Genomic DNA, 13,003 nt, shown 5'->3' on the forward strand with positions numbered 1-13,003 from the left:
CTCACATCTGGGACATTTCTCAATGCACAAGAAGAAAACGCTCATCGCGGCCGGCCTTCTCGCCGCCGCCGCGTTCACCCTCTCCGCCTGCGGTTCCGGCGACGACACCGGCAAGCCGGTCGCGCAGGTCTCCATGGAGCCGGGCTCGGACAAGGCCGGGACCGTGCTCGACCAGCCGTTCGCGAAGCCGGACCTCGTCCTCACCGACACCCATGGCAAGAAGTACGACCTCAGGGCCGAGACCAAGGGCAAGCCCATGTTGATCTACTTCGGCTACACCCACTGCCCCGACGTCTGCCCGCTGACCATGAACAACCTCGCGGTCGCCAAGAAGGAGGTGGAGAAGAGCAAGGAGCTGACGCAGGCGCAGAAGGACTCGCTGCGCATCGTGTTCGTCACCACCGACCCGGAGCGCGACACGCCCACCGCGCTCAGCACCTGGCTGGGCGGCATCGATCCCGATGTCGTGGGCCTGACCGGCGACTTCGCCACCATCCAGGCCGGGGCCCGCAGCCTCGGCATCAGCATCGAGGCGCCGAAGAAGGAGAAGGACGGCAAGATCGTCTCCACCCACGGCACCCAGGTCATCGCGTTCTCGCCGAAGACCGACGGCGGCTATGCGGTGTACGGCGAGGACACGACCGTCGACGACTACATCAAGGACCTCCCCAAGATCGTCAAGGGGGAGAACCCGTGAACCGCCGTCTCGGCTGCGCCGCGGCGGCGACAGCGGCTGGGCTGGTGCTCGCGGGCTGCGGCGGCTCCGCTTCGGCGCATCCCCAACTGAAGGTGACGGGCGCCTATATGCCGGCCCCGGTCTCCAGCGACTTGGCGGCCGGCTTCTTCACCGTCGCCAACTCGGGCGGCGCCGACACCCTCACCTCCGTCACCAGCGGCCTCGCCGCGGACGTCACGCTGCACTCCACCAAGGGCGGCGAGATGGAGGAGGAGAAGTCGTTCGCCGTGCCGGCCGACGGCAAGCTCGACTTCGCCAGCGGCGGCAACCACGTCATGTTCGAGAAGCTCACCCGCAAGCCGAAGCAGGGCGAGAAGGTGTCCGTGCAACTGCACTTTGCCAAGTCCGGAACAGTCACGGTCGAGATGCCGGTGAAGTCGGCGACGTACAACCCGATGACCGGGCACTGAGAGAGGGATCACCGTGACGCAGGCCATCGCTTCCGACGGGCACGTCCCCGGGACCGTCCGCACGGCGTTCCCGCGCACGCTGCGGACCAGGGCTGTCCGTGTGCTGCTGGCGCTGCTGCTCGCCGTCGCGGGCGCGCTGTTCGGCGCCGCCGCCCCCGCCTCCGCGCACGCCGCGCTGCTCGGCAGCGACCCCGCGCAGGGAACGGTGGTCGACAAGGCGCCCACCCAGGTCACCCTCACCTTCTCCGAGAAGGTGGCGCTCTCCGACGGCTCGCTGCGGGTCCTCGACCCGAAGGGACAGCGCGTCGACACCGGCCAGGCGTCCAACCTGAGCGGCACGATGTACGGCGTGAAGCTGCACGCGGGGCTGGCCCGCGGCACCTACACGGTCACCTACCAGGTGGTGTCCGCGGACAGCCACCCCGTCTCCGGCGCCTTCACCTTCTCCATCGGCGCCCCGTCCGCGACCGCGGTCGTCGCCTCCGGCCAGGGCGCGGGAGGCGGAGTGGTCGGGGGGCTCTACGGGTTCGCACGGTACGTGTCCTACGCCGGGTTCATCGTGATGATCGGTGGTGCGGCCTTCGTGCTGGCCTGCTGGCAGCGGGGCGCCGGCGTGCGGGCGGTTCAGCGGCTCGTGGTCTCCGGATGGGTGGCGCTCACCTCCGCCACGCTCGCGCTGCTGCTCCTGCGCGGTTCGTACACGGGGTCGGGGAAGGTCGCGGACATCTTCGACCTCTCCCTGGTCGGCCCGGTGCTGCAGACGAAGGCGGGAGCGGCCCTGGTCTCCCGGCTGCTGCTGCTCGCGGCGGGCGCGCTGTTCATCGCGGTGCTCTTCGGGGCGTATGTGAAACGGGACGCCGACGGTGTGGAGGACGGGTCCGGTGTGCTCGGCAACGAGAAGAGCACACCGGGTGACGGCGCCTCGGACGGGGAGGACGCGGACCGGGCGGCGGAGAAGAAGGACCTGACCTTCGGGCTCGCCGTCGGCGGGACGGTCGTCGCGGCGGGGCTCGCGGCGACCTGGGCGATGGCCGAGCATGCCTCGACCGGCATCCAGACCGGGCTCGCCATGCCGGTGGACATTCTGCATCTGCTGGCGGTCGCCGTCTGGCTCGGCGGACTCGCGTCGCTGCTCGTCGCCCTGTACTGGGCGCCGTCGATCGAGGCGGCGTCCGTACGGCGTTTTTCGCGGCTCGCCTTCGGGAGCGTCGCGACGCTCGCGGTGACCGGCGTCTACCAGTCGTGGCGTCAGCTCGGCTCGTGGTCGGCGCTGACCGGGACGGGCTACGGCCGACTGTTGCTCGTGAAGGTCGGTCTGGTCGCCGTCCTCGTCGGCCTCGCCTGGATCTCCCGGCGCTGGACCGCCCAGCTGGCGGATGCGCCGGCCTCGGGGGTGACGGTACGGCGTACGACGTCGAAAAAGTGGTCGCCCGTGGCGGCCAAGGCGTCGGCCAATGGTCGCGGGTCGGCCAAGGGCAGGGTTTCCAAGGCGGCTGCGGGCCGGAGCGGGGCCTCCCAGGAGGACGGCTCCGCAGGCAAGGGGTCCGGAGCGTCCAAGCGGTCCGAGCGCGCCGCGCAGCTGGCCCGGCAGCAGGCCGCGATGGCCGCCGCCCGGGCCAAGCGGACCCGGGACTCCGACCCTGTCCGTTCGGGGCTGCGCCGCTCCGTGCTCGCCGAGGCGGCCGTGGCGATCGTCGTGCTCGCCGTCACCACCGCGCTGACGACCACCGAGCCGGGACGCACGGAGGAGGCGGCCAGCGCCGCCACCGCCTCCGCGACACAGCGGTCCGGACCCCTGTCGCTGAAGATGCCCTTCGACACGGGCGGCCAGGACGGCAAGGGAACCGTGCAGTTCACCCTCGACCCGGCCCGCGTCGGCGGAAACGAGATGCACCTCTACGTGGTGCGTCCCGACGGCAAGCCCTTCGACGTCCCCGAAGTGAAGGTGGCCTTCACTCTCGAGTCCAAGAGCATCGGCCCGCTGCCCGTCGCTCCCGACCACATCACCATCGGCCACTGGTCCGCGATCGGCGTGCAGATCCCCATGGCGGGCGACTGGAAGATCGCGGTGACCGTGCGGACGTCCGACATCGACCAAGTGACCGTCACCAAGAACGCGAAGATCGGCTGAGACACACCATGGCTGACCAGTCCACACCGGAAGCGCCCGCCGAGGCCGTTCCGCCCCAGAAGGGCAAGGCCGGTTCCGGCCGGAAGCGCGCCCTCGACAAGCCCGCTCCCGGCCCACGCGGCCCCGGGGATACCGTGCCCGGCGATGCCCCCTCGCACGGGGTGATCTCGCGGCGGCGGCTCCTCGGCACGGCGGGTGCCACTGGGCTCGCGCTGGGTGCGGCGGGCGGGGCGGCCGGTTACGCCGCCGCACCGTCCGAGAAGAAGGCCACGCCGCTGGCCTCGCTCGGCTCGGACCGGGCGATGTTTCACGGGAAACATCAGCCCGGCATCACCGAGGCCCTCCAGGCCCGTGGCCACCTCGTCGCCTTCGACCTGGCCGCCGGCGCGGGGCGCCGGGAGGCCGCCGCTCTGCTGCGCCGCTGGTCGGCCACCGCGGAGCGGCTGATGGCGGGCGAGGCGGCCGACCACGGCGACACGGACGTCGCCCGGGACGCCGGCCCGTCCTCCCTGACGATCACCTTCGGCTTCGGGAACAGCTTCTTCTCCCGTACGGGACTGGAGAAACAGCGCCCCTCGGCCCTGGACCCGCTGCCCGACTTCTCCTCCGACCACCTCGACAAGTCCCGCAGCGACGGGGACCTGTGGGTCCAGATCGGAGCCAACGACGGGCTCGTCGCCTTCCATGCGCTGCGTGCGATCCAGAAGGACGCCGGCAGCGCGGCCCGGCTGCGCTGGCAGATGAACGGATTCAACCGCTCCCCGGGCGCGACCGCGCACCCCATGACGGCCCGCAATCTGATGGGCCAGATCGACGGCACACGCAATCCGAAGCCGACCGACGCGGACTTCGACCAGCGGATCTTCCTGCCCTCGTCCGGCGACCCGGCGTGGATGGCGAACGGCTCGTATGCCGTGGTGCGCCGGATCCGCATGCTCCTGGACGACTGGGAGAAGCTCTCGGTCAAGGCCCAGGAGGATGTCATCGGGCGCCGCAAGTCCGATGGGGCGCCGCTGAGCGGCGGTGGTGAGACGACCGAGATGGACCTGGAGAAGACCGGCGCAGACGGCAGTCCGGTCGTCCCCATGAACGCGCACGCGCGCATCACGCGGCCCGATCAGAACGGAGGCGCAGCGATGGTGCGGCGGCCGTTCTCCTACCACGACGGTTTCGGCGCGGACGGTGCGCCGGACGCGGGGCTGCTGTTCATCTGCTGGCAGGCGGACCCGCTGCGCGGCTTCGTCCCGGTGCAGCGCAAGCTCGACCGGGGGGACGCGCTCTCCCAGTTCATCCGTCACGAGGCGAGCGGCCTGTTCGCGGTGCCGGGCGGCGCCGCGCCAGGGGAGTACGTGGGCCAGCGGCTGCTCGAAGGGTGACCCGGCGCGGCGCTTCCTTCGCGGCAGGGCGGCCTCGGCGGTCCGCGGGGCCTCCGGCCGCCTCACCCCGTCGGGAGGTCCCCCGGGAGGGGCGGCCGTGTCACGACGGTGAGCCGGGTTCCCCCGCGGCCCATTAGGGTGAGGTCATGCCAGCCAGCTATGCGTATCTCGGTCCCGAGGGCACCTTCACCGAGGTCGCCCTGCGTACTCTGCCCGAGGCCGCGACCCGGGAGCTCGTCCCGATGGTGTCGGTCCCGGCGGCCCTCGACGCCGTCCGCAGCGGCGATGCCGAGGCCGCCTTCGTACCGATCGAGAACTCGGTGGAGGGCGGCATCACCACCACGCTCGACGAGCTGGTCGCGGGCGAGCCGCTGATGATCTACCGCGAGGTGCTGCTCTCGATCACCTTCGCGCTGCTGGTCCGGCCCGGTACGAGGCTCTCCGAGATCAAGACGGTCACCGCGCACCCGGCCGCCCAGCCGCAGGTGCGCAACTGGCTGAAGGCCAATCTCCCGGACGCCGTCTGGGAGTCGGCCGCGTCGAACGCGGACGGCGCCCGACTGGTCCAGGAGGGCCGCTACGACGCCGCGTTCGCGGGCGAGTTCGCCGCCGCACGCTATGGCCTCAAGGCCCTGGAGACCGGCATTCACGACGCGGAGAACGCCCAGACGCGGTTCGTGCTCGTCGGCCGGCCTGCGCGGCCGGCGGCGCCGACAGGCGCGGACAAGACGTCCGTCGTGCTGTGGCAGCGCGACGACCACCCCGGCGGGCTGCGGGATCTGCTCGGTGAGTTCGCCGTGCGGGGCGTCAACCTGATGCTGCTCCAGTCCCGCCCGACCGGTGCAGGCATCGGGAACTACTGCTTCTGCATCGATGCGGAAGGCCACATCTCGGATCGCCGGGTGGCCGAGGCGCTGATGGGACTCAAGCGGATCTGTCTGCAGGTGCGGTACCTCGGTTCGTACCCGCGCGCGGACATCAAGCCGGACGACGTCCGGACCCCGCTGCCCGGGACGTCGGACGACGAGTTCATGACGGCGGCGGACTGGGTGGCGCGCTGCCAGGACGGCCGCTTCTAGACGGTCGGGACCAGGAGTTCGGTCCTACCTGCAGATTTTCGTTGTCCACAGAAGTTATCCACAGGTTGGCAACTCGATCTGGGGACAAGTCGACAACGTGGCGTCCGTCAGTCGACAAATCTCTCTACGGATCGCCTTTCGTCCACCCGCGTGTCCGCAACAGTTGTCCACCTGTTTCTCTCGATCACCGCTTTCGAGTGACCCTTTTGAACCCAAAAGGGCAGCTCGCTCGGTTTTGGTCTGGGAATTCTCCTCGCCGGGCGGGTCATTCGGAATGATCACTTCCGAAATCCACAGATCTTCCGCACAGCCTGTGGATAACTCCATGGGGCTGTGGACACCTGTGGACAAGCGCACGCCAAATCCCGTGTACCCCAAGGAAATCGAGTCAACGCTCCGCGACCGAAGTGCCCCTTTTGAGCGAGCGGGGCCCTTTTCTTGACACACAGTGTCATTGACCAATAACAGGACATGACCTGCGGATCCGAATACAGAGTCGTGAGCCGTAACTCCGCACCGGTAGCCTTGAGGGGTGATTGACCTTCGCCTGCTCCGTGAGGACCCCGACCGTGTTCGCGCCTCCCAGCGCGCCCGTGGAGAGGACGTCGCGCTCGTCGACGCCCTGCTCTCTGCCGACGAACGGCGCAGGTCGTCCGGTGTCCGCTTCGACGAGCTCCGTTCCGAGCAGAAGTCGCTCGGCAAGCTGATCCCCAAGGCCTCCGCCGACGAGAAGACCGAGCTGCTGGAGAAGGCGAGCCGGCTGGCCGCCGACGTCAAGGCGGCCGACGCCGAGCAGCACGATGCCGACGAGGAGACCAAGCGGCTCCTGCTCCAGCTCGGCAACCTGGTGCACCCCGACGTCCCGGTCGGCGGCGAGGAGGACTTCGTCGTCCTGGAGACGCACGGCACCATCCGCGACTTCGGCGCCGAGGGCTTCGAGCCCAAGGACCACCTGGAGCTCGGCGAGGCGCTCGGCGCGATCGACGTCGAGCGCGGCGCGAAGGTCTCCGGCTCGCGCTTCTACTACCTGACGGGTGTCGGCGCCCTGCTGGAGCTGGCGCTCGTGAACGCGGCGATGGCGAAGGCCGTGGAGGCCGGGTTCACCCCGATGCTGACCCCGGCCTTGGTCCGCCCGCGTGCCATGGAGGGCACCGGCTTCCTCGGCCAGGCCGCGGACAACGTGTACCACCTGGAGAAGGACGACTTCTACCTGGTCGGCACCTCCGAGGTCCCGCTCGCCGCGTACCACATGGACGAGATCGTCGACGCGGAGCAGCTGCCGCTGCGCTACGCGGGCTTCTCGCCGTGCTTCCGCCGCGAGGCCGGCACGTACGGCAAGGACACGCGGGGCATCTTCCGCGTGCACCAGTTCGACAAGGTCGAGATGTTCTCGTACGTGGACCCCGAGGACGCCGAGAACGAGCACAAGCGGCTCCTGGAGTGGGAGAAGGAGTGGCTCGCCGCTCTTGAGCTGCCGTTCCAGGTCATCGACGTGGCGACGGGCGACCTGGGCGCGTCCGCCTCGCGTAAGTACGACTGCGAGGCCTGGATCCCCACCCAGGGCAAGTACCGCGAGCTGACCTCGACCTCCAACTGCGACAGCTTCCAGGCGCGCCGACTCTCGGTCCGTATGCGGGACGGCAAGAAGGTGCAGCCGCTCGCGACGCTGAACGGCACGCTGTGCGCCGTACCCCGCACGATCGTGGCCATCCTGGAGAACCACCAGCTGGCCGACGGCTCGGTACGGGTCCCGGAGATCCTGCGCCCGTACCTGGGCGGCCGGGAGCTGCTGGAGCCCGTGGGCAAGTGAGCACGACAGAGGTCGCGGGTTTCCCCTACCAGCTGATAGCCACCGATCTCGACGGGACGCTGCTGCGCCCCGACGGGACGGTCTCGCAGCGCACGCGTGAGGCGCTCGCCGCGGTCACCGCGGCGGGCGCGGCGCATATCGTCGTCACCGGGCGCGCGGTGCCCTGGACGCGTCACATCCTCGATGACCTCGGCTACCGGGGCCTCGCGGTGTGCGGCCAGGGAGCGCAGGTGTACGACGCGGGAGAGCACCGGTTGCTGACGTCGGTGACGCTGGACCGACGGATCGCGACCCTGGCGCTGGCGAAGATCGAGGCCGAGGTGGGCCCGCTGCTGCTGGCCGCCAGCCGGGACGGCCTGGACGGGGAGGTCCTGGTGAGCCCCGGGTACCGGGTCCATGAGGGGCCGCTTCCGTACCAGCCGATCAGGGACCCGGAAGACCTGTGGTCGGCGCCGCTGAACAAGGTGTACCTCCAGCACCCGAGGCTGGGCGACGACGAGCTGGCCGAGGCGGCGCGGCAGGCCGCGGGCGGCCTGGTCGGGGTGACCATGGCGGGCGAGGGGATCGTGGAGATCCTCCCCCTGGGCCTGACCAAGGCGACGGGACTGTCGCTGGCGGCGCGCCGCCTCGGGGTGACGGCCGCGGACACGATCGCCTTCGGCGACATGCCGAACGATGTCCCGATGTTCGCCTGGGCGGCGCACGGCGTGGCCATGGCCAACGCGCACGAGGAGCTCAAGGCGGTCGCGGACGAGGTGACGCTGTCCAATGAAGAGGACGGCATAGCCGTGGTGCTGGAACGGTTGCTCGGATAGCGGGGGAACGCGAAGGCGTGCACGGCGTACGCCGACCGGAATCCCGATCCGAAGCCCCATCCGCAACCCGGTCCGAAAACTTCGGCCAGGGAGAACCGTCTGGGGAACCTGCTCGGAAACCGGTCAGGGCAGCCGCTCGGAACCCGGCCGGAAAAGGCGCTCGGAACCCGGCCAGGACCTTGGAACTTGTCTGGTCGCACTCATGACATCTCGCGGAGGATGCGCGGATCGAACGCGCGCGGGGACTGACCCCGACCACGGCTTAGCAAGCCGGTGCCTTGTCACTCGGCCAATCCTCCGGGTGGGCGGCCCGCGCGAACGTGTCGCGCGCTCGAAGCGGCCGCCCCGGGCAGCTCCCCGTGGGGGCGGGGCTCGACGGAGGGGTAACTACTCCGGAGCCCGCCGCGGGCCGCCCTGCTGGGAGCCCGGCGAACTGTCGTGCATGGACATCACCCGGCTCCTCTCCCAGAACGTGGCGCCGGACCGTCCGGCGTCGTGGACGTCATCACTGTGCCCGTCCGCCGGATCGGGCGCCACTGAATAAAACCCGGGCCGCAGGGCGTGCGGGGCCGCTACCGGCGCCGCCACTTACGACGGCGCGCCTTGCTGAAGAACCAGCCGGCGGGCGGCTGGTCGGAGCGCCACGGCTGGGGATCGGGCGCCTGGTCGCGCCACCGCGCGGCGAGCATCCGGGCGCGTCCCGAAGGCTCGATGGTCGGCGCGGACCGTACGAAGTCCTCATCGAACACGACACCGTCGAATATGTCTCCGGCCTCGCCCGCCCCGTTTCCGTCTGGTGCCTGCGCTGCCATCCCCGTTCCTTTCCGCTGTGTATCCCCTTTGCCCAAGTGTGCCCGGGCAGGTGTGAAACCGCCGTCAAAAAAACCTTCGAACAAGGCAAGAACGACTGCGAGCAAGAACGACGGCAGGAACGACCGCCGGAAGACGAGACGGCTCCGGTGAAGGCACGGCCGCTTTCGGGTCGCACCTCCACCGGAGCCCGGCCCGGGGTTACTCCTCGCCCGTCAGCGTCAGCTTCCGCAGCTTCTGGCCCGCGTACCAGGTGGCGGCGACGGTCACCGCGATCAGCAGCGCCGTCGCGGTGGGCAGCCCCACGTCCGAGGTGACGAGGGAACTGTCGGAGACCTTGTGGGCCACGGCGAGCGCCCACTGCTGGACACTGAGCGTGCGCGCCCCGGAGACCAGCGAGCCGAAGAGCGCCTCCCAGACCAGCGCGTAGACCAGCCCGAAGACCACCGCGTGCCGGCTCACCGTGCCGAGCAGCAGGAACAACGCGGCGTACGCGATGGAGGCGACCAGCGCGGCGACGGTGTACGCGACCGCGATCTGCTGTCCGTTGCCGTTCAGGATCATCCCGGCGACGAACGTCGGCAGCGCCGAGAACGCCATGGTGACGGCGATCGCCACGATCAGCTTGGTGAAGATGATCGTGGGCCGCTTCACCGGCTTGGCCAGCAGGTACACCACCGAGCCGTCGTCGATCTCCGGCCCGATCGCGCCGGTGCCGGCGATGACGCCGATGATCGGCACCATCGTGGCGAGCGCGAATCCGCCGAGGACGTCATGCGCCACCTGGTCGTCGGCGCCGGTCAGCGACCGGACGACCGCGGAGATCACGACGAGCAGCAGGGGCAGTGTGCCGAGGATGAGGGCCCGGCGGCGGCCGAGCAGGCCCCGGTAGGTGAGCCGGGCGACTGTGGGGTCGTACATCTTCGGCCTCCTACGCCGCGACCAGGTACGAGAAGACGGACTCGAGGGACTCGTCCGACGGTGACACGGTGAGCAGCCGGATGCCGTGATCACGGGCGACCCTTGGCAGCAGGGCCGTGAACCGGCCGAAGTCGACCGCCTGGATGCGCAGCGCACCCTCGGTGAGGTCGACCTCGATACCCGACGTCGACGGGTCGGCGATCAGCGCGGCCGCCAGCGCGCGATCGTCACTGGAACGCACCAGATAGCGATGCGGGCGGTCGGTCATCAGGCGGCGGATCTTGCGGAAGTCGCCGCTCGCCGCGTGCCGTCCGGCGACGATCACCTCGATGTGCGAGGCGAGTTGCTCGACCTCTTCGAGGATGTGGGACGAGAACAGCACCGTGCGGCCCTCGGCACCCATGCGCTTCAGCAGCTCCATGAGCTGCATCCGCTGGCGCGGGTCCATGCCGTTGAACGGCTCGTCGAGCAGCAGCAGGGACGGATCGTGCACGAGGGCGGACGCCATCTTCACGCGCTGGCGCATGCCCTTGGAGTACGTCGAGATCTTCCGGTCCTGCGCGTACTCCATCTCCACCGTGGCGAGGGCCCGCGCGGCGGCCTTCGCGCCGAGGCCGTGCAACTCGGCGTTGGCGACGACGAATTCCTGGCCGGTGAGGAAGTCGTACATCGCCTCACGCTCGGGGACGATGCCGATGTGCCGGTAGATCTGCTCATTGCCCCACACGGGCTGTCCGTCGAGGGTGACGGTGCCGGTGGAGGGGGCGAGGAAGCCGCCCATCATGTTGATCAGGGTCGACTTTCCGGCGCCGTTCGGGCCGAGGAGGCCGGTGACCCCGGGGCCGACGTTCATGGTGACGTCGTTGACGGCGACCACGTTGCCGAACCAGCGCGAGACGTGGTCGATGGAGAGCGTGGTCACAGTCCGGCCTTTCGGTAGCGGCCCGTCAGCAGGCCGTAGCTGCCCGCGATGAGCCCGAGGACGACGAGGAGGAAGACGACGCCCTGCGCGGCCGAGGGTCCTTCCCCTCCGGGGTAGGAGGACGTCACCCCCAGGAAGGCCGTCTGCACGCCGTCGATGAGCGTGACGGGCGAGAACAGTCCCATCCAGACGATGGCGTCGGAGCCGGCCGACTGTACGTGCGCGATGGCCTGGATCGTGGAGACGGCCACGTACGAGATGGTGAGCACGGCGATGACGGCCGCGATCCCGAACCCGCGCCGGGGGGTGGCCGCGGCGATGACCAGGCCGATGCCGGAGAACAGCAGGGAGAGCAGGGCCACGGAGACCAGTCCTTCCGCGAATCCCTTCGTCTGATGGCCGAAGTCCAGCTTGGCGAGCAGTGCGCCCACGTACAGGACGAGCAGCGGCGTGGCCGTCAAAATGAACATCGCCGAGGCCAGGGCCGCGTACTTGGCGCGCACGTAGTCGGCGGTCTCGATGGGCCGCGAGAAATACAGGGGCACGGTCTTGAAGCGCAGATCCCGGGAGACCGACTGGGGCGCCTGCGAGGCGACGTACAGGCCGATGAGGGCCTGCATGATGATCGCGTAGCGCGTGTACTCGACGGGCAGGTCCTTCGCCTTGGTGGCCACCGCGACCGCCACCATGATCAGGGCCGGAGCGCACATCACCACGAACAGCAGCATCGGCAGCACTTTGGACTTCACCGAGCGGCCGAGGCCGTAGGCGCCGCGCAGGGACTGCGAGTACAGCGAACGGCGCGCGTAGGCACGGCCCAGGCGCGGACCGTCGTACGTGCGGTAGCCGATGTTGTGGATCCGGGTCTGCTCGGCCTCACGGACCGTGGGCTGCTCAACCGCCATGGCCGACCGCCTCCTTCCGCTGCTCGTCGCTGTCCTTGAAGACCTCGGCGATCTGGTGCCTGCGCTGCTCCATGCGGACCAGGCCGAGACCCAGCTCCGCGACGACGTCCCTGACCGTGTCGTACGTCTGCTCGCCCTCCGCGGTCAGCAGCAGGATGTGCCCGGCGCCGGGCAGACCGCTGCCCTCGTGGGTGGTCACCCCGCGCGCCAGGAGAGCGTCGCGGACCGCGCCGGTGCCGTCCGGGTGCTCGTCGGTGTCGGTGACCTCGACCGCGAGTGTCGTCGTGGTCTGGGTGAAGTCCCGGGTGGAGCTGGACCGCAGGAGCTTGCCGCCGTCGATGACGACGACGTGGTCGCAGGTGCGTTCCAGCTCGCCGAGCAGGTGGGAGGTGACCAGGACCGAGATGCCGAAGTCCGTGTGGACCCGGCGGATCAGGCCGAGCATCTCGTCGCGGCCGACCGGGTCGAGACCGTTGGTCGGCTCGTCCAGGAAGACCAGCTGCGGGTCGTGGACAAGGGCCTGAGCGAGCTTGACGCGCTGCTTCATGCCGGTCGAGTAGCCGCCGATGGGGCGATAGCGCTCCTCGTACAGACCGACGTGGCGCAGGGTGTCCGCGGTGCGCTCACGGGCGGCCGCCGGGGGCAGCCCGGACATCCGCGCCATGTGGACGACGAACTCGGTGGCCGACACGTCGGGCGGCAGGCAGTCGTGCTCCGGCATGTACCCGACGCGCTCACGGATGGCGCCGCCCTTGGTGGCGACATCGAGTCCGAGCACTTCGGCGCGGCCCTCGGTGGCGGGGGACAGACCCAGCAGGATCTTGATCAATGTGGACTTGCCGGCTCCATTGGCACCGACGAGCCCTGTCACACCGGGTCCGACGTCCACGGAGAGCCGGTCAAGCGCGGTCACCCTCGGGAACCGCTTGCTCAGGCTTTCGGTCGCGATCACAGTCACGGACCCGACGGTAGTGACACGCACCACGCCCGTCGTCAGACCCCAGAGCAGTATTCGTGTCCGACTCCAGTCGTACAGGTCCTTAGGGGTCACCCTGAGGTCGAACACCTACCGGGTTTTCCACAGGCCG

General features: G+C 69.8%; 12 protein-coding genes and 1 tRNA gene. 7 read left to right on the top strand and 6 right to left on the bottom strand.

Annotation, left to right across the window (positions count from 1 at the left end):
* Window positions 1-22: 22 nt before the first annotated feature.
* From ABZ904_RS13105 to ABZ904_RS13135, 7 genes are all read left to right on the top strand, one after another.
* Complete coding sequence (locus tag ABZ904_RS13105) at window positions 23-697, top strand: SCO family protein (protein WP_361823004.1); 675 nt, start codon at window positions 23-25, stop codon at window positions 695-697.
* Window positions 694-1,146, top strand: coding sequence for a copper chaperone PCu(A)C (locus ABZ904_RS13110; protein WP_361823007.1), 453 nt, complete (start codon window positions 694-696; stop codon window positions 1,144-1,146). The genes ABZ904_RS13105 and ABZ904_RS13110 overlap by 4 nt, the downstream gene beginning before the upstream one ends.
* 100 nt (window positions 1,147-1,246) lie before the next feature.
* Window positions 1,247-3,277: a copper resistance protein CopC gene (locus ABZ904_RS13115; RefSeq protein ID WP_361823107.1), complete on the top strand. Its 2,031-nt coding sequence runs from the start codon at window positions 1,247-1,249 to the stop codon at window positions 3,275-3,277.
* Between the two features lie 8 nt (window positions 3,278-3,285).
* Window positions 3,286-4,653, top strand: a complete 1,368-nt coding sequence (gene efeB / locus ABZ904_RS13120; RefSeq protein ID WP_359390689.1) for an iron uptake transporter deferrochelatase/peroxidase subunit — start codon at window positions 3,286-3,288, stop codon at window positions 4,651-4,653.
* A 146-nt stretch (window positions 4,654-4,799) separates the two neighbouring features.
* Window positions 4,800-5,732: a prephenate dehydratase gene (gene pheA / locus ABZ904_RS13125; protein WP_359390686.1), complete on the top strand. Its 933-nt coding sequence runs from the start codon at window positions 4,800-4,802 to the stop codon at window positions 5,730-5,732.
* A gap of 532 nt (window positions 5,733-6,264) precedes the next feature.
* A complete protein-coding gene (serS, locus tag ABZ904_RS13130) occupies window positions 6,265-7,542 on the top strand; it encodes a serine--tRNA ligase (RefSeq protein ID WP_359390683.1) in 1,278 nt (425 codons plus the stop codon).
* Window positions 7,539-8,357: an HAD family hydrolase gene (locus tag ABZ904_RS13135; RefSeq protein WP_361823010.1), complete on the top strand. Its 819-nt coding sequence runs from the start codon at window positions 7,539-7,541 to the stop codon at window positions 8,355-8,357. The genes serS and ABZ904_RS13135 overlap by 4 nt, the downstream gene beginning before the upstream one ends.
* 213 nt (window positions 8,358-8,570) lie before the next feature.
* On the opposite strand, the gene ABZ904_RS13140 is transcribed toward ABZ904_RS13135, so the two are convergent.
* From ABZ904_RS13140 to ABZ904_RS13165, 6 genes are all read right to left on the bottom strand, one after another.
* Window positions 8,571-8,656: transfer RNA gene (locus ABZ904_RS13140), tRNA-Ser, on the bottom strand.
* Between the two features lie 273 nt (window positions 8,657-8,929).
* Complete coding sequence (locus tag ABZ904_RS13145; RefSeq protein ID WP_360990872.1) at window positions 8,930-9,169, bottom strand: hypothetical protein; 240 nt, start codon at window positions 9,167-9,169, stop codon at window positions 8,930-8,932.
* Between the two features lie 199 nt (window positions 9,170-9,368).
* Complete coding sequence (locus ABZ904_RS13150; RefSeq protein WP_359390676.1) at window positions 9,369-10,088, bottom strand: ABC transporter permease; 720 nt, start codon at window positions 10,086-10,088, stop codon at window positions 9,369-9,371.
* 10 nt (window positions 10,089-10,098) lie between these two features.
* Window positions 10,099-11,010, bottom strand: coding sequence for an ABC transporter ATP-binding protein (locus ABZ904_RS13155; protein WP_360990876.1), 912 nt, complete (start codon window positions 11,008-11,010; stop codon window positions 10,099-10,101).
* Window positions 11,007-11,915, bottom strand: a complete 909-nt coding sequence (locus tag ABZ904_RS13160; protein WP_359390670.1) for an ABC transporter permease — start codon at window positions 11,913-11,915, stop codon at window positions 11,007-11,009. Before ABZ904_RS13160 ends, ABZ904_RS13155 begins: the two co-directional genes overlap by 4 nt.
* Window positions 11,905-12,867 (bottom strand): ABC transporter ATP-binding protein, encoded by a 963-nt coding sequence (locus ABZ904_RS13165; protein WP_359390739.1) that lies wholly within the window; start codon window positions 12,865-12,867, stop codon window positions 11,905-11,907. The genes ABZ904_RS13160 and ABZ904_RS13165 overlap by 11 nt, the downstream gene beginning before the upstream one ends.
* Window positions 12,868-13,003: the final 136 nt, after the last annotated feature.

The sequence above is a fragment of the Streptomyces sp. NPDC046900 genome (genome assembly GCF_040644975.1).
Lineage (GTDB): Bacteria > Actinomycetota > Actinomycetes > Streptomycetales > Streptomycetaceae > Streptomyces.

Coding starts and splice junctions, on each gene's coding strand:
- ABZ904_RS13145 (WP_360990872.1), bottom strand. CDS start 9,169: ATGGCAGCGCAGGCACCAGACGGAAACGGGGCGGGCGAGGCCGGAGAC.
- ABZ904_RS13150 (WP_359390676.1), bottom strand. CDS start 10,088: ATGTACGACCCCACAGTCGCCCGGCTCACCTACCGGGGCCTGCTCGGC.
- ABZ904_RS13160 (WP_359390670.1), bottom strand. CDS start 11,915: ATGGCGGTTGAGCAGCCCACGGTCCGTGAGGCCGAGCAGACCCGGATC.
- efeB (WP_359390689.1), top strand. CDS start 3,286: ATGGCTGACCAGTCCACACCGGAAGCGCCCGCCGAGGCCGTTCCGCCC.
- pheA (WP_359390686.1), top strand. CDS start 4,800: ATGCCAGCCAGCTATGCGTATCTCGGTCCCGAGGGCACCTTCACCGAG.
- ABZ904_RS13105 (WP_361823004.1), top strand. CDS start 23: ATGCACAAGAAGAAAACGCTCATCGCGGCCGGCCTTCTCGCCGCCGCC.